This window comes from Povalibacter sp. (assembly GCF_036520495.1).
GTDB lineage: Bacteria > Pseudomonadota > Gammaproteobacteria > Steroidobacterales > Steroidobacteraceae > Steroidobacter.
The window spans coordinates 1-19,224 of record NZ_DATDJO010000029.1 but is presented as its reverse complement, the minus strand read 5'-3'; the positions used below and the strand labels follow the sequence as shown (position 1 = coordinate 19,224).

18 protein-coding genes and 1 pseudogene are annotated in these 19,224 nt (G+C 63.3%); all 19 read right to left on the bottom strand.

Translation table 11 applies throughout. The features are described from left to right. Positions 1 to 625, bottom strand: a pseudogene (locus VIZ63_RS10900) (sigma 54-interacting transcriptional regulator); the annotation flags it as partial. Positions 626 to 893: 268 nt separating this feature from the next. Continuing rightward, on the bottom strand, positions 894 to 2,381 hold the full coding sequence (locus tag VIZ63_RS10895; RefSeq protein ID WP_331609628.1) for a sigma-54-dependent Fis family transcriptional regulator: 1,488 nt from the start codon (positions 2,379 to 2,381) through the stop codon (positions 894 to 896). A gap of 506 nt (positions 2,382 to 2,887) precedes the next feature. Further along, positions 2,888 to 3,451 (bottom strand): PilZ domain-containing protein, encoded by a 564-nt coding sequence (locus VIZ63_RS10890; RefSeq protein WP_331609627.1) that lies wholly within the window; start codon positions 3,449 to 3,451, stop codon positions 2,888 to 2,890. 26 nt (positions 3,452 to 3,477) lie between these two features. After that, positions 3,478 to 3,798, bottom strand: a complete 321-nt coding sequence (locus VIZ63_RS10885; protein ID WP_331609626.1) for a hypothetical protein — start codon at positions 3,796 to 3,798, stop codon at positions 3,478 to 3,480. Next, a complete protein-coding gene (gene fliS / locus VIZ63_RS10880; RefSeq protein WP_331609625.1) occupies positions 3,795 to 4,211 on the bottom strand; it encodes a flagellar export chaperone FliS in 417 nt (138 codons plus the stop codon). Before fliS ends, VIZ63_RS10885 begins: the two co-directional genes overlap by 4 nt. 148 nt (positions 4,212 to 4,359) lie before the next feature. Further along, complete coding sequence (gene fliD, locus VIZ63_RS10875; RefSeq protein WP_331609624.1) at positions 4,360 to 5,742, bottom strand: flagellar filament capping protein FliD; 1,383 nt, start codon at positions 5,740 to 5,742, stop codon at positions 4,360 to 4,362. 25 nt (positions 5,743 to 5,767) lie between these two features. Further along, positions 5,768 to 6,139, bottom strand: coding sequence for a flagellar protein FlaG (locus VIZ63_RS10870; protein ID WP_331609623.1), 372 nt, complete (start codon positions 6,137 to 6,139; stop codon positions 5,768 to 5,770). Positions 6,140 to 6,346: 207 nt separating this feature from the next. Continuing rightward, positions 6,347 to 7,786, bottom strand: coding sequence for a flagellin (locus VIZ63_RS10865; protein WP_331609622.1), 1,440 nt, complete (start codon positions 7,784 to 7,786; stop codon positions 6,347 to 6,349). Between the two features lie 404 nt (positions 7,787 to 8,190). After that, positions 8,191 to 9,399, bottom strand: a complete 1,209-nt coding sequence (flgL, locus tag VIZ63_RS10860; RefSeq protein ID WP_331609621.1) for a flagellar hook-associated protein FlgL — start codon at positions 9,397 to 9,399, stop codon at positions 8,191 to 8,193. Positions 9,400 to 9,490: 91 nt separating this feature from the next. Next, positions 9,491 to 11,389, bottom strand: coding sequence for a flagellar hook-associated protein FlgK (gene flgK / locus VIZ63_RS10855; RefSeq protein ID WP_331609620.1), 1,899 nt, complete (start codon positions 11,387 to 11,389; stop codon positions 9,491 to 9,493). A 105-nt stretch (positions 11,390 to 11,494) separates the two neighbouring features. Then, positions 11,495 to 12,412, bottom strand: a complete 918-nt coding sequence (gene flgJ, locus VIZ63_RS10850; protein WP_331609618.1) for a flagellar assembly peptidoglycan hydrolase FlgJ — start codon at positions 12,410 to 12,412, stop codon at positions 11,495 to 11,497. Positions 12,413 to 12,414: 2 nt separating this feature from the next. Continuing rightward, the gene (locus VIZ63_RS10845) at positions 12,415 to 13,506 is read right to left on the bottom strand and encodes a flagellar basal body P-ring protein FlgI (RefSeq protein WP_331609617.1); all 1,092 of its coding nucleotides are present in this window, start codon (positions 13,504 to 13,506) and stop codon (positions 12,415 to 12,417) included. A 168-nt stretch (positions 13,507 to 13,674) separates the two neighbouring features. Continuing rightward, positions 13,675 to 14,346: a flagellar basal body L-ring protein FlgH gene (flgH, locus tag VIZ63_RS10840; RefSeq protein WP_331609616.1), complete on the bottom strand. Its 672-nt coding sequence runs from the start codon at positions 14,344 to 14,346 to the stop codon at positions 13,675 to 13,677. Positions 14,347 to 14,368: 22 nt separating this feature from the next. Continuing rightward, positions 14,369 to 15,154 carry a flagellar basal-body rod protein FlgG gene (gene flgG / locus VIZ63_RS10835; RefSeq protein WP_331609615.1) on the bottom strand — a complete coding sequence of 262 codons (786 nt, stop codon included), beginning with the start codon at positions 15,152 to 15,154 and terminating at the stop codon, positions 14,369 to 14,371. Positions 15,155 to 15,302: 148 nt separating this feature from the next. Further along, complete coding sequence (gene flgF / locus VIZ63_RS10830; protein ID WP_331609614.1) at positions 15,303 to 16,043, bottom strand: flagellar basal-body rod protein FlgF; 741 nt, start codon at positions 16,041 to 16,043, stop codon at positions 15,303 to 15,305. 84 nt (positions 16,044 to 16,127) lie between these two features. Then, positions 16,128 to 17,357: a flagellar hook protein FlgE gene (flgE, locus tag VIZ63_RS10825; RefSeq protein WP_331609613.1), complete on the bottom strand. Its 1,230-nt coding sequence runs from the start codon at positions 17,355 to 17,357 to the stop codon at positions 16,128 to 16,130. Positions 17,358 to 17,396: 39 nt separating this feature from the next. After that, on the bottom strand, positions 17,397 to 18,074 hold the full coding sequence (locus VIZ63_RS10820; protein WP_331609611.1) for a flagellar hook assembly protein FlgD: 678 nt from the start codon (positions 18,072 to 18,074) through the stop codon (positions 17,397 to 17,399). A gap of 44 nt (positions 18,075 to 18,118) precedes the next feature. Further along, entirely contained in the window at positions 18,119 to 18,532 is a 414-nt protein-coding gene (gene flgC / locus VIZ63_RS10815) for a flagellar basal body rod protein FlgC (RefSeq protein WP_331609610.1), read from the bottom strand. A 15-nt stretch (positions 18,533 to 18,547) separates the two neighbouring features. Continuing rightward, positions 18,548 to 18,955 carry a flagellar basal body rod protein FlgB gene (flgB, locus tag VIZ63_RS10810; protein WP_331609609.1) on the bottom strand — a complete coding sequence of 136 codons (408 nt, stop codon included), beginning with the start codon at positions 18,953 to 18,955 and terminating at the stop codon, positions 18,548 to 18,550. Positions 18,956 to 19,224 lie beyond the last annotated feature (269 nt).

Sequence of the window (19,224 nt, the reverse complement as noted above, 5' to 3'; positions counted from 1 at the left end):
TCAGCAGCAAGTGAGCAGCGTCGGCGCTCAGCGCGGGAATGCGCTCGCCGGGACGACAGCGCGATGTCAGCAGTCGCATGGCCAGCGGCAGCACATCGTCACGCCGCTCGCGCAACGGTGAAGTCGACAGCGGGAACACGTTCAGCCGGTAATAGAGATCTTCGCGAAATCGCCCTGCCGTCACTTCGGCGCGCAGGTTGCGGTTGGTCGTGGCCAGCACGCGCACATCGAGTGCGACGGGCCCACGGCTGCCGATGCGTTCGACTTCGCGTTCCTGCAGCACGCGCAACAGTTTCGCCTGCAGGCTCAGCGGCATCTCGGTCACTTCATCGAGCAGCAGCGTGCCGTTCTGTGCCTGCTCGAACTTGCCGGCATGAGCGGCGTGTGCGCCGGTGAAGGCGCCGCGTTCGTGGCCGAACAGCATCGCCTCCAGCATGTTCTCGGGGATCGCTGCGCAGTTGAGCGCAACGAACGGCTGTGTCGCGCGCGGTGAGCTGCGATGGATGAAGCGCGCCAGCACTTCCTTGCCGGTGCCGGACTCGCCGGCAATCAACACCGTGCAATCGCTGGCCGCGACCCGACGCGCCAGAACGGCAAGCCGCTGCGACCCAGGCGCAACGGCGACGAAGTCCACCGAGGGATCCCGGCGCTCGGGCCCCGGCACTCGCGCAGGAGGGATCGAATCAGCGTTCTGCCTCTGACCTGGGCCCCACGCCCCGTGTCCGGTGTCCTCTATATATGGCTTTGCGTTCATCACGAGACGGAAGGAGCAAGTTCTGTTCCACCGCCCGTGCCCGACTCATTCTCTGCTCGATCTTGTGGACCCGTTCACAGGTGGCAGGGATATGCCGTGTGATCTGAGTCTGCTGCGGCAAGTGTTGGCCGCGCCCGCGTCAAACTTCTGTCGCGGCCGCCTCGTTGAGCATCTCGAACTTGCGCAGCTTTTCCACCAGCGTCGTGCGACGCAGCTTGAGCAGACGCGCCGCATGCGCGACCGTGCCGCCCGCGCGCGTCAGCGCCTGGCGGATCAGCGATCGTTCGATCTCGAACAGATGGTCGCGCAGGTCCAGTCCATCGGCCGGCAGTTCGGCGAGCGTCTCGTGACTCACGACTTCTGCAAGCATGTCGAAGGCTTCGTGATCGTCGAACTCGTCGATGAGGACCGGTTCTTGTTCCGGCAACGTCGCAACCTGCAGCGCCGCTTCGTCGGCACGGCTCAGGAGATCTTCGACCACGCCCGCCGGCCGGTACTTCGGCGGCAGATCGGCGATATCGACGCGGCGATTGGCGCAGAGGATCGACAGCCGTTCGATCAGATTGCCCAGCTCGCGGACGTTGCCGGGCCAGGGATGGCGACCCAGGGCTTCCATGGCGCGCGCGGTCAGTTCGACCCGGCCACGACCCTCATTGACATTGCGGCTTGCGAAATCGCGGATCAGCAGCGGCAGATCGTCGATGCGCTCGCGCAGGGCTGGCATTTCGATGGGAAATACATTGAGGCGATAGAAGAGATCCTCGCGGAACAGGCCGCGGCTGATCGATTCTTCGAGATTGCGATGCGTTGCGGCGATGATGCGCACGTTGCAGCGGATCGAGGTGTGATTGCCGACGCGTTCGAAGACGCGCTCCTGCAGGACACGCAGCAGCTTCACCTGCATCGGCAGGCTCATGTCGCCGATCTCGTCGAGGAACAGCGTGCCGCCTTCGGCGATCTCGAACCGTCCCTTGCGTGCCGCGATGGCGCCGGTGAACGAGCCCTTCTCGTGACCGAACAGTTCGCTTTCCAGCAGCTCGGCGGGAATGGCGCCACAGTTGATCGCGACGAACGGCCGCTGGCGGCGCGGGCTGGCATCGTGGATCGCACGCGCGGCGAGTTCCTTGCCCGTGCCGGACTCGCCCAGGATCAACACGCTGGAATCATGAGCAGCCACCTGGCGGATCAGACGACTGACCTCGCGGATCGCACTCGACGTACCGGTCGGCATGACCACGTTGCCAGTCTCTTCGAGAATGGCCTGCGCTGGCACGTGCAGCGCCTTGGCGAGCGCCTGATGCTTGAAGGGAAATGGCAGCCGGATGACACGCGAGTGCCCGACAGCCGCGGCAAGTTGCTCCGCTGCCTCGTCGGACCCGTAGGCCACGACGGGCACGTCCGTGAGTTGTTCGCGCAGCGCGGCGCCGAGTTCCCGCCAGTCGAGGGAGTCACCCACGTCACCGACCAGCAATGCCGGCGCCGACGTCGGCGACTGGATCACGGCGCGCATCAACGCCGAGTGATCGATGAGCAGCGGTTCCAGTTCCAGAATCTTCAGTACTGCAGCCACCTGCTCGGCCCGCTCGACGTCGCTGTCGTAAACGACGGCCCGCTGCAGCAGTGTCACTTTCGATCTTGCCGTTTCATTCAAGCCCATCTTCTTCCCCAGCGTGCGCCGAGACGTCAGACTTTCCCTGCGCCGCGCGTGCCGTGCACTCGCGGATTCCCTGGTGTATCGCTCTGACGTCAGCGCCGTTCAGCCATCTTGGTGCGGTTCGTCATCGATTCTGAGGTGACATGTCTTAAGTCATATCAGGGGATCCCTGAACCTCCGCTGCTCGTGAACCACTGCCAATTTTCTGGCACTTGCCTAAGGGAAATGATTAACGATTCACGAGCACTAACTCGCAGATGGCGTGCCGCGCTTCACGCATCCGCGTCATGAATATCTGCGGTTGTGCGCGCCGTGCGCAACGTGTGCGCATGACATGGCGTCGACGCAGACGCGCCGAGCCTCTTCAAAGCGCTCGATGAGCGAGGGCATGGACGAACAAATCAACGCGACGGCGCCCTGGGTCACGTCGTGGGACTGCCCGAAACAGCCCGCGACGAATTACCGTCACGATGCAGTCGTTATTTTTTTGGATTTCTCGCACCAGCGACCTGACGCCGGTGTTTGCGAAAGGCGAGTTTCTCCAGCAGGTCGGAAATGTGTTCGCCGGGAGGAATGAAGCGCGCCTTGATGCGGCCGTCGGGAGCGACCGAGGCGATCCGACCGACGAGCCGCAACGGATCGGCGATGCAGTCACGCAGATAGACTTCCAGGACACCCTGGTTGCCGAGCGGCGGCGCAGGCGTCACACCCTGCCACACCGCACCGAGCGCATTGAAGCGGATCGAGGTCGCCCGCGGCCGCGGCTGGCTGGCGACCAGCAGCTTGCCCACCATGTCGAGCAGCAGATTGACCTTCAGATCGAGTCGCGCGATATCGGCGGCATGTTGCGAATCATCCGGCTTTTCCAGCTGGCCGGACTCATCCAGCGCAGCCAGTGCCTGCAACGCACGCAGGTTGCGATCAGCAAAACTGCCGACCACGGCCGGATCGAAAGGCTCGGGCAACGCACGCCAGGCGAGCGGCACGACGTCTTCGTACGCCAGCTCCTCATAGAGAACGATTGTGTCCAGTCCCTCGTACATCGCCGGCCCTTCCATTCAATGGCTGTTCAACGGCTTTGCCTGATCATCGCGAGCGTCGAGTCGACCGTGTTCGCGGGATGGACCCCGTCCTGTGGACCTGCCGCCAGGGAAGTCTCCGGTGAATCGGCCGCAGCGATCTTCGCCACCGCATCATCCGACTCGACCATGGCCTGGCGCAAGGCCACGAGCCACGGCTGATCCGTGGCCGAGGCAGTGGCGTTCAGCCGGTCGAGCAGTACGCGACGTTCCTCCACGGTCCGGGGAACATCGCTCCATTGACCATGCATGGCCTGCTGCACGAGCTTGTGCGTCACGGCCATCACGCGATCGGCAATCGCAGAGCTCATCGGTTCACCTGGCGCGTGCGCGCATCCGCCGGAATCGTGATCCAGGCGCCGCGCAGTTCGTTGAGCAGTCCGCTCACCTCGTCGAGCGGCTCCATCTGGTTGTTGGCGAGAGCGGTCAGCAGGCGGCGGTTCATGTAGTCGTACAGTTCGCTGAGGTTCGCCGCGATCTGTCCTCCGGCAGTCATGTCGAGACTACCGCGCAATTCGGCCACGATGGAAACCGTGCGATTCAGCAGGCGGGCCTTCTCGGCCGTCTCGCCGCGCTGCATGCAGCCGCGGGCAGTCGCAATGCGCTCCAGCGCCCCATCCATCAGCATCACGATCAGCCGATGCGGATCGGACGCGGCGACGCCACCATGAGCAGCAGCGCTCTGATAGGCAGCCAGGTTCGAGGTACGCACATAGGCGTTCATGATGAAATGCTCCGCAAAATCCTTCTATGAGAGTCATCGGCGGGAGATAGAGAGAACTTGAGGAGACGGGTCCCCTAGTGGACGCGCCGGCTGGCCGTAGGTGATCTGGACCGGACTGGCCGGCGGTCGGCCATCTCTGCAGCTGGACTCAGTCCCTCTTGTTGAGGTTCGCGAGCGACTCGATCTGCTGCGACAGGAAGGCCGACGTCGACTGCAGCGACGAAAGCAGCGTATCGAGCCGCGTAAACTGTTTTAGATAAGTCTGCTGCACGATCTGCATGCGCGTGTCGATGTCTGCCTTGCGCTTCTCAATTGCCTTCCTTTCGTTCAGCAGCGTGTCGTTGCGCTGGTCGATGCCGGCGCCATCTTCGAGCCGGGCACCGATCTGCTCGTACAGCCGGGCGGCCACACCGTCCGTCGAACCGAACAGCTTGCTCACCGATTCGAACTGTGACCCCAGCGCTGCCTGCAGCTTGGTATCGTCGATCGCCAGCGTGCCGTTGGCCTGCGTTTTGATACCGATCGCGGCGAGGGTCTGATACATGTCGCCGGCTCCGGCAACCGGCGTGGAGAGCGTGCGTCGGATCTCTGCATCGATGCCGGTGAGCAGTGCATCGCCCAGCATCGGACCGGCCGTCTGGCTGGCCGCGTCGTAGTTGCTCAGACGACTGATCTGCGCGCGCAATGCGTTGTACCCCTCGACGAAACTTCGGATGCGCGTTTCCGCCGTCTTTGTGTCGAAGCCAACGTTGAAGTTGACGGTCGTACCTGGCGAGGCGGAAACGAGATTGAGTGACACCCCCTCGATCACGCCTTCGATCACGTTGGTGGCGCTGCGCGCCTCGTAGGTCGCGATGTACGCGATGGCGTCCTGCGCCGCCCTCAGCTGCGTATAGTTCACCTGATTCGAGGCACTGTATTCCAACTGCGCGAGGTTGCCGTCTGCGCCGGTCTGGGAGATCTGGATTGCGTTGGTTTCGCCAGTCTTGTCCGAGGTCAGCACCAGGTGGGCGCCATCCTGTGCATTGATGATCGTCGCTCGCACGCCGGGATTGCCCGTCGCCGCATTGATGGCATCGCGGATACCACCAACGGTGCTGTTGGTACTGTCGATGGTGACCTGAAAGCTTTCCGCTCCCAGAGAAACGGTCAGCGTACCGGTGCCTACGTTCTGCGTGCTTCCCTGCGCGAAAGCCGTCGAGGAAATCTGATGCGCGGACGCCAGCTGCCGAACTTCGACTTCATAGCTGCCGGGCTGCGCCGAGGTCGTCGCGCTGCCAGTGATGATCTTGGCGTCGGAGCTCGTCGCCGTACGGGTGTTGAATACATCCGTCGTCTTCAGCGAACTCAACGTACTGCGGAAGGAAGACAACGCTCCCATCAGGGCACCCACTGCCGAAATCTGCGTCGTCACTTTGGCCGTGGCGCGCGCGACCTGATCGTCCAGTGGTTTGCGCTCCGCTGCGACGAGCTGCGACACGAGGCTGTTCACGTCGATCGATGAGCCGCCGACCGCGCCGGTGGTTGCCATGTCCGTCTACCTCTCCTGGCTTGCCTTACACGGTCAGGTCGAGCAGCGTGCCCGCACCAGCCGAGAAGCGCCGCGCCAGTTGCAGCACTTCTTCATTGGGGATCTGCCGGATCACGTCGCCGGTTGCAGTTTCGCGCACGGTGACCACCGTCGTTCCGCTTTCTTCATCGACGCGGAATTCAACCTCGCGCCCGATGCTCTTCAGATACGAGTCGATCTGCTGAGCCGCAGCCCGAACCGCTGAACTCGCATCCTGCGGCGCCGGCTGTTGCGTCAGTTTTCCGACAACCGAAGCCACCGGTACGTCCTGAGCAACTTTCGCGCCAACAACGCCCGTGTGGCCGGTCGCACCGGTAGTCACAACAGTCGCGATCGCAGCAGCAGCATCCGCTTTCATATCGGGTCCTCGCCCCGCTGCCCCACGGACGGAGCAAAGGAACAGAAATAGCGACGGGCAGTGAGAGGCTCGCGCCCCTCACTGCCCGCCGCAGACCTGGTCGCCCGAAGGCGTTGGGTCATGGTGCCCTCACCCTAACCCTCTCCCGTACCGGGAGAGGGTGAGTCGGATGAAACCATCATTACTCTCGTCTCACATCACCGTGGATTAACCACGGAGCAGGCTCAGCACGTTCTGCGGAGCCGAGTTGGCCTGCGCGACCATCGCCGTACCTGCCTGCTGCAGGATCTGGGCCTTGGTCATGCTGGCTGTCTCAGCCGCGAAGTCCGCGTCGAGAATACGGCTGCGCGAAGCAGACAGGTTCTCGGCCGTGGTCTGGAGCGATGACACAACCGACGAGAAGCGATTCTGCGTCGCACCCAGCGTGGCGCGGGCGCCGCTGACCTGGCTCAGCGCGGCATCGATCGATGCCAGCGCGTTGCGGGCGCTGGCAGCCGTCGACACATCGAGCGCGCCGACCGCCGTACCCGTGAGGGCAACAGCCTGCGTGCTGGTGAAGCCGGTATGGGTGAACGTGATGCCAGTGACCGCGCTGCCCGACGGAGCCTGGTACTGGAGCTGGACCGAGCCAGCAGCCGTTGCGCCGGCAACCGTTGCAAGACCCAGTTCGGCAGCCGTGTAACCAGTCGAACCGGCCGTCAGAGCGCTCATCGTAATGTTGCGGCCATCAGCAGCCGTGAAGCGGACGCCGGAGCCCGTGTCCGTCGCAATCACACCGGTCGCAGCCGACTGCGCGTTGATCGCCGTCACCATGTTCGAGATCGACGTGGTCTGGTTGGTGGTGGCGTTGAAGGAAACGTTCACGTTGTTCAGCGTGAACGACAATGCACCGGCAGCTTCGCCACCGCTCAGCGCGGTCGGAGACGTGCCCGTCACTGTCGCTGCATTCGCGGTCGCCGTGAGGCCCGTGATGCCTGAAGTGTTGAGTGCAGAGGCGATCTGCTTCGCGTCGCCAGCCACGTTGCCGAGGTTGACCGTCGAGCCAGGACCGGCCAGCGTGACCGAGAAGGAAGAAGCCGTGTCGTTGCCGGTGACGGCAGCGGCCGGAACGTTGAACCCGTTGAACTGGCCCAGCGCGTTCGAGCGGGCATTGGTGATCGAGGAAACGGTGATCTGGTCCGACGCCGTCGCATTGGCACCGACCTGGAAGGTCTGGGCCTGGAACGTGCCGTCAAGGAGCTTCACGCCGTTGAAGGAGGAAGCCTGCGCAACGCGGTCGATCTCCTGCGCCAGCTGCTGCACTTCGGCGTTCAGAGCAGCGCGGTCGGAGGCGCTGTTCGATGCGTTGGCCGACTGCACAGACAGTTCGCGCATGCGCTGCAGGTTGTTACCGATCTGGGCGAGGTCGCCTTCGGCCGTCTGCGCCAGAGAGATACCGTCGTTGGCGTTACGCGCAGCGACATTCAGACCGTTGATCTGCGAGGTCAGACGTTCGGAAATTGCGAGACCGGCGGCATCGTCCTTCGCGCTGTTGATGCGCAAACCCGAAGACAGACGCTGCAGGGACGTGGCGAGCTGATTCGCCGATGTCGTGAGGTTGCGTTGAGCATTCAGCGACATCACGTTCGTGTTGATAACAAGTGCCATGAAACTAACTCCTGGTAACTACTTTGCCGGGACGCCCGTCCTCGGCTCTCATTTCAGCACTGGCGGCGTGATGTGCGCCGGATTGCTGCTTCAGGGCCTGTATCGGTGCCTCAGGGACGAACTTGAGAGGGGTAAATGCGATCGTTGGAAAGTGCGGAATGGATCACGGAAGCTGATGCTTCGAGGTGAATTGCCCGCACGATGGTCCGGAGAAATCGTGAACGCCGTCATGGAGGCTGGGCAGCTGAACCGCCGCGGTCGCCCTGTGCGTCGGGTTTGTCGAATGTAGCGAAGCGGCGCGGTTGCGGTCTCGCCCGGCTGTGACCAACGGGAATCCCGCGGGGAAATCCGACCTACAGCAAGAGAGGTCCACGACTACCTGCGCGACCCCCGTCATCGACAGATCACCGCAGATAGTCGAACAGCGAAAGCTGCGAGATCTGCGAGTACGACAGTTGCGCAGCCTGCAGCGCCACCATCTGCTGATTCATACGCGCCAGTGCTTCGGCATAGTCGAGATCCCGAAGGTCCGACAAGGTACTGGCGCGGTCAATGCTGAGGTCCTCGCGGGCTGCATCGGCCGTATCCAGCGCCGATAGTCGCGCGCCGACTTCGCCGCGCACGCCGAGGAAGTGGTCGATCGCCTGGTCGACCTGCTGCAGGCCACCGCTAAGCGCGACATTCAGCTGCGCTGTCGCGGTGCCGCCGCCGGTGGGCACACGCAGTGCATCGATGACTCCCTGGAGTGTGTCGAAAACATTCTCTGTGCCGCTGCCCTCGATGGCGAACGTGTCGCCTGCGGCAACCGCGCCCGATATCGTGACCTGCACACCCCTGAAAGCAATCACGCCCCCGGACGTATAAGGACCGGTCGCCACTACGTTGGCGGTCGGCGTTGCAGAGTCCGTGATTTCCCATGTCGTCGGGCTGGTGAATGTCAGCGTGTAGTCGTCACGAACCCATGTGCCAGGATTGCGGACGGAGCCGACGTCGATCGACGCGCTTCCCGTGTTCGTCGCGCCAGCCGAGGTCACGAACGTGCCATTGCCTTCGCTGATGTTCATGAACACGTCGAAGCCGGAGTGGCTGTCAGCGACGCGCTGCGTCGGTCCCACTTGAAGCTGCCGCGCGCCCTGATCTCCGTAATAGGTGACCCCGCTGCCCACACCGGCAAATGGCTGCGTGCGCGTGGAAAAACCCGCAAACAGGTATTCGCCATTGCTGTCCTGGCGGTTGCCGATATCCTGGATTTCCTGCAGGCGGCTCGCCAGCTCCACCGCGATGGATTCGCGATCGCTCGCGCTCAACGTACCGGTGTTCGACGCCTGCAGAATCAATTCCCGCACCCGTTGCAACGCGTTTCCGGCATCGGCAAGCGACTGTTCCTCGAGCGTCAGACGCCCGCGCGCCAGCGCGCTGTTCTTGTCGTACTGCTCGTATTCCTGCTTGCTACGCTCGAGTTCAATGATATGCACGGCCGCGATCGGATCGTCGGCCGGCGAATTGATCTTCTTGCCGGAGGCCACCTGATTCTGAATTCTCGAGAGCGCCGATTGCTGCTCCAGCATGGCGTTGATCGAGCGGTTGTAGTAGGACTGGGTGGAGAGGCGCATGGTCAATAATTGATAGTTGACAATTGATAGTTGAAAGCTGCAGAGATTGTGGTGGTTTGATAGCTATCCACTGTCCACTATCAACTGTTCACTATCCTCGCGTCGCTTCCAGCACGGACTGGAAGATCGTGTCGGCGACGCGAATCATCTGCGCTGCGGCCATGTAGGCCTGCTGATAGCGCACGAGATTGGCGGCCTCCTCGTCGAGGTTGACACCCGATACTGACTGCAGCGAGTCGACGCTTTCGTCGAACACCACTTTCTGCGCAGCGCTCGACACCTGCGCCTGGTTGGTCTTGACGCCGATGTCGCCGACGAACTGGCCGACGGCCGCACTCAACGAGGCGGTGCCGTTGTTGAGCACGGGCTCGTTCATGATCGATGCGAGCTTGAGCGCGTTGCGGTTGTCGCCCGTGCCGCCGACGTTGTCGCGCATCGTGAACGTATCGCCGGCGGCGGGCGTGCCGTTGATCTGCATGCGCCAGCCATTGACGTCGATGTTCGAGCCTGGCGTATAGGTGTAGACGGTCGGGTCACCGCTGATCGTGTACTGGGTCGCGCTGGTGAACGTGATATCCACGGGCGAGCGCAGCTGAGCGTTGCCGGCGTCGATCACCTCGCCTGCCGAAATGGTCGCAGTGCCGGTGTTGCCGGTGCCGACTCCCGAGCGGATGGGCGCCGCCGCTGCGATCCGGGACGGATCAGTGATCAGCACCTGCATACCCGACACTGCCTCTGCAGTCGGCTTGATCATGAAGCGATCGCCCACTGCTGCACCCGGCGCGACTTCGATGGCGATGCCTTCGGCGATGAACGGATCACCCGCCACTCCCGTTCCCGTCATGGGTACGGTCGCACCCGTGTCGGCACGACGCAGCGACCAGCCGCTGGCAGTGTTCAGCATGATGTAGTCGGAAGTCGTCAGCGCGCCCGACGCGCCATCGATGCGCTGTGCCGTGATCGTTCCCGTACCGGTGTTGGCCGAGTGCGAGAGCACTCGCGCGGGGCCGGTGGTGAAGAAATCGCCGCCGAGCTGGCCCGTCAGATCCATGCCCGCGCCGTGCTGCTCGTTCACGACTTCCGCGAGACCCGCCGCAACGCGCCCGAGTGCACTGCGGGCCGGATCGAGCATCTGCGAGCGGAAATCGAGCATTCCGCCCAGCGTGCCGCCGCTCAGGCTCCTGGTAATGTCGATCGTCGAACCCGGCGTCTGGAACGACAGCGTGGTGCGGGTGGGATCGAAGGCATCTGCGGTCGCAACGATCTGGCCATACGTCTGGCCGACGACCAGCGGCTGGCCGTTGCCGATGAAGACGTTGAGCGAGCGGTCGCTTTGTTCGACCACGTTCACGCTCACGTGCGTGGCAAGCTCGTCGATCATCCGGTCGCGCTGGTCCAGCAGATCGTTCGGCGGCTGTCCGGTGCGGCCGTACCCGCCGCTGATTTCCTGGTTGAGCTTTGCGATGCTGCGCGCCAGCGACGTAATGGAGTCGGCCTCGGTCCTGATCTGCGCATTCACCTGCGCATCGAAGCTGCGCAGGCTCTGGTCGTAGCTCTGTAACCGCTGCATCAGCGTACCGGCCTGGCTCAGCAGGGTCTGACGCGCGGGCGTGGACGTCGGCGTGTCGGCGACCGCCTGGAAGGCGTTGGTGAAACTCTGCAACGACGCGGTCAGGCCGGTGGTGGTATTGCCGAGCAGATTGCTGACGCGCCCGGCCTGCGTCGCATAGGTGTTGAACTGGTTGTAGGAACTCGAGGCACTGCGGGTCTGACTCGCCAGGAAGTCGTCGTAGGCACGTTTGATGGTGTTGACGTCGACGCCACTGCCCATCCAGCCGTTGCCCGCTTCCTGCGGATTGCGGGTCCCGAACTCCGCGATCTGCCGGCTGTAGCCGACGGTGTTGGCGTTCGTGATGTTGTGGCTGGTGGTATCCAGCGCACGCTGGAAGGCCATCAGGCCGGAAATGCTGGTGGAGAGAAGATCAGCCATGTCGGACGCTCCGCGCCTTGCGCGGGGCAAGGCTGTAGGCTCCCCACGCGGGGCTTCCGTTGGTCGTAGGCTCCAGGCGGCAGGTCAGAAAGGAACGAAGAGTCATCAGCCAGCTCCAGTCGATGTGATCGGCGTCGCACCAGCGAACTTGAGGTCGTCACTCGTCACGCGGCGCAGCTCATTGGCCACGGCCACCATCTTGCGTGCGTAATTCGGGTCGGTCGCATAGCCACCGCCCTGCAGCGCCGATGCGAAGCCGGCGACATCCGTCCCGGCATTGAGAGCGCCTTCGTAGCGCGGGTTGTTGCGGATCAGACGCGCATAGTCCCTGAAGCTGTCGGCCGGCGACTCATACGCTCGGAAGCGATCGACCTTGCGCACGGCAACGCCGTCTTCGAATTCGAGGGTTGGCACGTTGACCGTAGCGCCCGACCAGTTGCTGCCCGCCTTGATACCGAACAGGTTGTAGCTGCATTCACCGGCGGCATTGCACGGCACCGACTTGCCCCAGCCGGTTTCCAGCGCCGCCTGCGCCAGCAGCGCTTGCGGATCGACGCCCAGCTCCCGCGCCGCTTCCTCGGCATGCGGCAGCATCCGACGAACGAAGTCGGCCTTGGAGGAAGCGATGGGCTGCGGAGTCTGGATCGCAGCGCCAACAGCGGATGATCGAAGCGTTGCCTGTCCGTCGTCGGTGACCCGTAGCGCGTTACCAGCGCCGGCAAGCTGTCGCACCAGCACATCCGCGAGGCCCAATCCCTCTCCCTGCGACAGATGCACTGCCATCTGCTGATCGAACATGTCCTGGTAGAAATCGGCCTGGTCGCTGCCGAACAGTGAATCGCCGTTGCTCAGGCTCTTGTTGGCTTCGCGCATGCTCTTCAGGAGCATCTGCGTGAACAGACTTTCGAACTGCTTCGCGACTTCCTTGAGCGCGGCCGGATTCTTCGCCTTCGCTTCGTTCTTCAACGGCGCGAGCGCCGTCGGATCGGCGAAGAAGGACACATTGGCGGGGCCGGACGTCATGATCAGATCACGATGAGTTCGGCGCGTAGTGCGCCTGCTTCTTTCAGCGCTTCGAGAATCGCCACCAGATCACCGGGTGCAGCGCCGACCTGATTCACGGCGCGCACGATCTCATCGAGATTGACGCCGGCGTTGAACACGAACATGCGCGCCTCGGGCTGGTCCACCTGGATACTGGAGCGCGGCGTCACGACCGTCTCGCCCTGCGAGAACGCATTCGGCTGACTCACATCGGCACGTTCAGTGATCGTCACAGACAGTGATCCGTGCGCCACAGCCGCTGGCTTGACGCGCACTGCCGAACCGATGACGACTGTGCCCGTCCGTGAATTCACGATGACCCGCGCCGGCGCGTCGCCCGGTTCGACTTCGAGGGCTTCGAGCGTCGACAGATAGGAAATCCGCTGCGTCGAATCTGCCGGTGCCTGCACGCGGATGGAGACAGCGTCCACTGCGCGCGCGGTGTCCGCTCCGAAGAGAGTGTTGATGCTGTCGGTCAGGCGGGTCGCCGTCGTGAAGTCCGGCGTGTGCAGATTGAGCGTGATGTACGGTTCGGTGGCGAAGTTGCTCGGCACCGCGCGTTCCACCGATGCGCCGTTGGGGACGCGACCGGAACTGGGGGTATTCACCGCGATGCGCGAGCCATCTTTACCGGCCGCGCCGAAGCCGCTGACGACGAGACTGCCCTGCGCAATGCCGTAGACCTCTCCGTCGATGCCGCGCAACGGCGTCATGAGCAGGCTGCCGCCGCGCAGGCTGGTCGCATTGCCGATCGAGTTCACCGTCACGTCGATGGTCTGTCCCGGCTTGGAGAACGCCGGCAGATCGGCATACACGGTCACCGCCGCTACATTCTTCAGCTGCGGGTTGACGTTGGCCGGAATGGTCACACCGAACTTCGCGAGCATGTTGCGGATGCTCTGGATCGTGAACGGCGCCTGGCTGGTCTGATCGCCCGTGCCATCGAGGCCGACCACCAGGCCGTAACCGACGAGCTGGTTGCCACGCACGCCCGATACGGACGCGAGATCCTTGACGCGTTCGGCGTGGGCGATGGCGGGTGTGACGAACATCAGCAGCAGCGTAATCACCATCGCCGCTGCGAGCTGCAGCGAGGCCGTAGGCCGTAGGCTGTAGGCTGTAGCCAGAACTGGAGTTCGGATTGTCCGGTGCAGTATCACGATATCGTTCCTGTCTGAATTTCTTCTCTGACCTACAGCCTACGGCCTACAGTCCACAGCCTTTTCTGTGCGCTGCGCGCATCAGAAGGGCATGAACGGCAGATTGAAGAACCGCGCGAGCAGGCCCGGCTTGTTGGCATCCGCCAGCGACCCTTTCGCACCGTAGGAAATCATCGCGTCCGCGACCTTCAGTGACGAGATGGAATTGTCGGGATCGATGTCGATCGGACGCACGATGCCCTGGATGCGCACGTACTCCTGACCCTGATTGATGGCGATCCATTTCTGGCCGCGCACCAGCAGGTTGCCGTTCGGCAGACGCTGCGCCACCGTGACGGAGATGTCGCCTTCGAGACGATTGCTCTGGCTGCTGCCGCCCTGCCCGGCGAATTCGGCTTCGTTGTCGACGCCCATCGTCAGCACTTCGACGCCATTCACGGTCACCGGCCGGCCGGCGATCGTCGGCCCGGGCAGCGAGGCGGACGTCGCCTTCTTGGTCGACGTGCTGGAACTCTTCGAGGCATTGGTCCGCTCGCTGAGTTTGATCGTCAGCGTGTCGCCGACGCGACGCGCCACCGAGTTTTCGAACAACGCGATGTCGTGTCCGGCCTGGTAGATCGATCCGTTGCTGGTCGATGGCGGCGGCATCGGCGCAGGCGCAGTCGCGGAATAGTCCGGATCGGGCGGCGCCGTGACGCAGCCGCAGAGCAGCGCGCAGAGCGCGATCGACCCGTAGATGTGCTTCACGTTCATCACTGACTCACCTGATCACTGATCACAATTGATTCGTGATGTATTCGAGCATCTGGTCCGTCGTCGAGATCGCCTTCGAGTTCATCTCGTAGGCACGCTGGGTTTCGATCATCGTCACCAGCTCTTCGACGACATTGACGTTCGACGCTTCCAGCGAGCCCTGCTCGGTCATGCCCAGTCCGTTGAGTCCCGGCGTCCCCGACTGTGCGGTGCCGCTGGCAGCCGATTCGACATACATGTTCTCGCCGCGCGGCTGCAGGCCCGCCGGATTGATGAAGTCGAACAGCTGCAGCGAACCGATCTGCGTCGGCGCCGCCTGACCTGCGATCTGCGCAGTGATCACGCCGTCCTTGCCGATGGTGATGCTCTGCGCGCTGTCGGGCAGCGTGATGCCCGGCTGCACCGAGTAGCCGCTGGCGGTCACGAGTTCGCCCTGCTGGCTCACCTTGAAACTGCCATCGCGCGTGTAACCCATCGTTCCATCCGGCATCAGCACCTGGAAGAAACCGCGACCGCTGATGGCGACATCGAGCGCATTGCCCGTCTGCGCGAGATTGCCCTGCGTGAACGTCTTCTCGGTGGCGACGACGCGCACGCCTGTTCCCAGCGACAGACCCGTCGGCGCCTGCGTGTCCTGCGAGGTCGACGCTCCCACCTGGCGGAAGTTCTGATACAGCAGGTCTTCGAACACCGCACGACCCTTCTTGAAGCCGGTGGTACCGACGTTGGCAAGATTGTTCGAGGTCACGGCCATGCGCGTCTGTTGCGCATCGAGTCCGGTTTTGGCGGCCCAGAGAGCGGGATTCATAGGAGTACTCCGGAAAGTAGCTAGGCGCTAGGCACTAGGCGCTAGCAGGAAAGAAATTCGCCTCGAAAAATCCAGGCTCGTTTAAACAGCTGCAAGGACGCGACGTGACATTCATATTCATTTCCTACTAGTGCCTGGTACCTAGCGCCTAGGTGCTCTTGAGCAGCTGCGCCGAGCTCGCCGCGTTCTCTTCCGCGGTCCGCATCGCTTTCACCTGCAGATCGAACTGCCGTGACAGTTCGATCATCTTCACCATCGCGTTCGCGACGTTGACGTTGCTCGACTCGAGCGCGCCGGAGACGACACGTACGTTCGCGTCGGGCGCTGCATCGGCACCGTCGGCCTGGCGAAACAATCCATCCTCGCCCCGCGCCAGCGCTTGCGCCGGCGGATTGACGAGCTTGATGCGTCCGACCTGCGCCATCGTTTCCGGTCCGGAACCGATCGGCACGATCGACACCGTGCCGTCCGCGCCGATCATCACGGACGCGTTGGGTGGAATGCTCACGGGACCCGCATCGCCCAGCACCGGATGGCCAGCGCCATTCATCAATATGCCGCTCGGGTCGATACGCAGATCGCCCGCACGCGTGTAAGCCTCGCGTCCATCCGCCGCCTGTACTGCGATCCAGCCCGGACCCTGGATGCCGACATCCAGATCGCGGCCCGTCGACTGCAACGCGCCCTGCGTCTCATCCCAACCGGTCATCGCATCGATCGCATAAGCGCGCGATGCGTGACCCGAACCCGCCACCGCCCGCGTCTGGAACGCTTCGAGATTGGCGCGAAATCCCGTCGTGCTCGCGTTCGCGAGGTTGTGGTTGTTCGACGTCTGCGCGCGCAAGGCTTCCTTGGCGCCGGACATCGAGAGGTAGAGGAAGCGATCCATGGAAAAGGCCCTGGGCCCCAGCTCCAGGTGCCAGGCCGGAGAAGACTTGTTCTCCCTAGTGCCTAGCGCCTAGTACCTGGCGCCTTATCTGATGTTGATGATCGTCTGCGTCACCTGGTCCGCCGTCTGGATCATCTGCGCGTTCGCCTGGAAGTTGCGTTGCGCGGTGATCATGTTGACGAGCTGGGCCGTGATGTCGACGTTCGAGGCTTCGAGGGCGCCCGACTGGATCAGGCCGTAACCCGAGCCGCCGGCCTGGCCGTAGAGCGGCTGACCCGATGCATTGGTTTCCGCCCAGTTGGTGTTGCCGAGCTGCTGCATGCCCTGCGGGTTCGAGAAGTTCGCGACGACGACCTGGCCGAGCGATGTCGAACGGCCGTTGGTGAAGCGGGCCTGCACGGCGCCGGTCGAGTCGATGTCGATACCGATGAGGCGGCCGGTGGTGAACCCGTTCTGGGTCGAAGACGTCATACCGAACGTGTTGCCGTACTGGGTCGAGCGCGACAGATCGAACGACAGCTCCACCGGTGCAGCACCCGTTGCGAGTCCGGCTGCGGCGTCATACGCGGGCAGCGCTATCTGGCCGTTGGCCGGCGTCGTCAGCACGCCGGTGTTGGAGTACGTCAGTGTCTGCGCTGCGCCCACGGGATTGCCGTCGACGTAGACGTTCATGCTCCACTCGTTGGGTGTCGCGGTCTTCGACCAGTACAGGCTGGCCGTGTGGGCCGCGCCGAGCGAGTCATAGATCGTGACGGAGCGCGCTTCGTTATAGCTGTTGGGATCGGCCGGATCGAACGGCGCGCTGGTCGGCTCTGCAGCATTGGCCGGCAGATTGAACACCGTCTCGACCGACGACGTTGCCTGCGGCGGGCTCTCGCTCGTCACGAGACGCAGATCGCCGGTGGTGCTCGTATTGAAGTTGCCCGTCGTCGACGGCGGATACACCTGCAGGCGTTGATTCTGGCTGTTCACGACGTAGCCGGCGTTGTCCACCTGGAAGGCGCCGGCGCGTGTGTAGGCCGTGGCGCCGCCATCGTTCAGCACGAAGAAGCCCTGCCCGCTCATCGCGAGGTCCAGACTGTTGCTCGTGGTGTTGATGTTGCCCTGGGTGAACTGCTGCGCGACCGCTGCGACTTTCACGCCGTTGCCGAACTGCACGCTCGACACGCCCTGCGGCGATACCGCGAACAGCTCCGCGAACTCCGAACGCGACTGCTTGAAGCCGTTGGTAGCGGTGTTGGCAATGTTGTTCGCCGTGACGTTCAGATCCGTCTGGGCTGCGTTGAGACCGCTGAGCGCGATGCCGAATGACATGAATGTTTCTCCTGAAGACTCTCGTTGCTGGTGCCGGCGTTACATCACGCGGCGAATGTTGTTCATAGCAAGGGGGCCAAGCGCGCTGGTGTTCAGCGTGAGCCCCGTGCCGGTGCTGTCGATGGTCACGCTGGATACGCGACCCGACATGAGCACCTCCAGCGATCCTCGCTCGCTGCCCAGCGTGGCGATCGCTTCGATGTCGTAGGCACCCGAGGTCGCCGCTGTGCCATCGTTGCGCAGACCGTCCCACGCGAATGTATTGACGCCATCGGTCGGCACGGTGTTGATCTCCTTGACCAGCGCACCGGTGGAATCGGTGATGCGGATCTGCAGTGAGGACACGCCATACGGGACATCGATCTCGCCCGACACGCCGACTCCCTGCGTGAATGCGAAGCCATCCGCGGCGGCGAGCACGTCGTGCCCGACCAGCGTCGTACCATTCATCACCTGGGTTGAACGCAGCGAGGTCGACAGGCTCTCGATCGACGACTGCATGCCCTGGATACCGGAGACCGCGCCGAACTGTGCGAGCTGCGCGACGAACTCCGTGCCTTCCAGCGGCTTCATCGGATCCTGGTTCTTCAGCTGCGTGGTCATGAGCGTGAGGAAGTCCTCGATGCCGAGACTGTTGGCCGTCTTCTGCTTCTGCGCAGCCGCGAGCGCAGCCTGTGTCTGCGAGGCCAGTGCGGCGATGGAATCGTTGGTGGACATGATTGGATCCGGGCTGCTGGGTACTGGGCTGCTGGGCTAGGGGGTTACTGGCCGAGACGCAGGGTCGCGAGCATCATGTCCTTGGCCGTGTTCATGACTTCCACGTTGTTCTGGTAGGAACGCGATGCGGAAATCATGTCGACCATCTCTTCGACCGTGTTGACGTTGGGGGCGTAGACGTAGCCATTGGCATCGGCCAGCGGATTGCCCGGTTCATAGCGCGCACTCGGCGGCGCCTGGTCTTCGACGATGCCGCGCACGCTGACGCCGCTGGTCGCCGAGTTGGCGCCGAGACCATTGCGGATCGCCTCGAACAGCGGATGCTTCGCGCGATACACCTGGTTCGGATCGCCGCTGACGCTGTCGGCATTGGCAAGGTTGCTGGCCGTCGTATTGAGCCGCACCGACTGTGCGCTCATGCCGCTGCCGGCCACTTCGAAGATCTTGAAGGAGGACATTCAGCGCACTCCTTGTTATTGACCGGTGATCGCAGTCATGAGCCCGCGGAACTTCGAGCTCAGGAACGTCAATGTCGCCTGGTAGCGCACCGAGTTCTCGGCGAATGCCGCCTGCTCGAGCTGGGTATCCACCGTGTTGCCGTCGAGGGACGGCGCCAGCGGTGTGCGGTACTTCAGTTCCGGCGCACTCGTGCCGTTGATCCCGGCAGGACCGATGTGACGGGCATTGCTCGTCGCCAGATTCACGCCGCTGCTCTTGCCACTCGATGCCGCAGCCAGCGCGCTCTTGAAATCGATGTCACGCGCCTGGTAGTTCGGCGTATCGGCATTCGCGAGGTTCGCAGCCAGCACTTCCGTTCGTTGCGAACGCAACTTGAGCGCCTGCGAATGAACTCCGAGATATGTGTCCAGATTGACCGGCATCGCTGCCTCCGCCAAAAAACCGTCTTGGCCATGACATAGCAAGTCATATGCCAACGAGGCCAACTGGCCCACTGGACTGCCGGCAACTGGCCAGAGTGAGAGGCGCGTCAAGAGATCGATGCGAAACCGGTCACTGCGGCAGCGGCAAGAACTTGCCGGGCGGCAAGTAGTGGCGGACTCTGTGGCTGCTGGCGCTGGGCTGCTGGCGCTGGGCTGCTGGCGCTGGGCTGCGCGCCAGAATCGCAGCAGAGCACCGTTCCTTCTCTGGC

What these genes read in the sequence shown, in the direction of transcription:
- flgE (WP_331609613.1), bottom strand. Translation starts at nt 17,357, where the DNA reads ATGTCATTCGGCATCGCGCTCAGCGGTCTCAACGCAGCCCAGACGGAT.
- fliS (WP_331609625.1), bottom strand. Translation starts at nt 4,211, where the DNA reads ATGAACGCCTATGTGCGTACCTCGAACCTGGCTGCCTATCAGAGCGCT.
- flgH (WP_331609616.1), bottom strand. Translation starts at nt 14,346, where the DNA reads ATGAACGTGAAGCACATCTACGGGTCGATCGCGCTCTGCGCGCTGCTC.
- flgK (WP_331609620.1), bottom strand. Translation starts at nt 11,389, where the DNA reads ATGGCTGATCTTCTCTCCACCAGCATTTCCGGCCTGATGGCCTTCCAG.
- VIZ63_RS10820 (WP_331609611.1), bottom strand. Translation starts at nt 18,074, where the DNA reads ATGTCCACCAACGATTCCATCGCCGCACTGGCCTCGCAGACACAGGCT.
- flgF (WP_331609614.1), bottom strand. Translation starts at nt 16,043, where the DNA reads ATGGATCGCTTCCTCTACCTCTCGATGTCCGGCGCCAAGGAAGCCTTG.
- VIZ63_RS10870 (WP_331609623.1), bottom strand. Translation starts at nt 6,139, where the DNA reads ATGAAAGCGGATGCTGCTGCTGCGATCGCGACTGTTGTGACTACCGGT.
- flgC (WP_331609610.1), bottom strand. Translation starts at nt 18,532, where the DNA reads ATGTCCTCCTTCAAGATCTTCGAAGTGGCCGGCAGCGGCATGAGCGCA.
- flgJ (WP_331609618.1), bottom strand. Translation starts at nt 12,412, where the DNA reads ATGACGTCCGGCCCCGCCAATGTGTCCTTCTTCGCCGATCCGACGGCG.
- VIZ63_RS10865 (WP_331609622.1), bottom strand. Translation starts at nt 7,786, where the DNA reads ATGGCACTTGTTATCAACACGAACGTGATGTCGCTGAATGCTCAACGC.
- flgL (WP_331609621.1), bottom strand. Translation starts at nt 9,399, where the DNA reads ATGCGCCTCTCCACCCAGTCCTACTACAACCGCTCGATCAACGCCATG.
- VIZ63_RS10885 (WP_331609626.1), bottom strand. Translation starts at nt 3,798, where the DNA reads ATGAGCTCTGCGATTGCCGATCGCGTGATGGCCGTGACGCACAAGCTC.
- VIZ63_RS10890 (WP_331609627.1), bottom strand. Translation starts at nt 3,451, where the DNA reads ATGTACGAGGGACTGGACACAATCGTTCTCTATGAGGAGCTGGCGTAC.
- flgG (WP_331609615.1), bottom strand. Translation starts at nt 15,154, where the DNA reads ATGAATCCCGCTCTCTGGGCCGCCAAAACCGGACTCGATGCGCAACAG.
- flgB (WP_331609609.1), bottom strand. Translation starts at nt 18,955, where the DNA reads ATGCCGGTCAATCTGGACACATATCTCGGAGTTCATTCGCAGGCGCTC.
- fliD (WP_331609624.1), bottom strand. Translation starts at nt 5,742, where the DNA reads ATGGCAACCACCGGCGCGGTCGGCGGCTCATCGATCGACGTGAACAGC.
- VIZ63_RS10845 (WP_331609617.1), bottom strand. Translation starts at nt 13,506, where the DNA reads ATGGTGATTACGCTGCTGCTGATGTTCGTCACACCCGCCATCGCCCAC.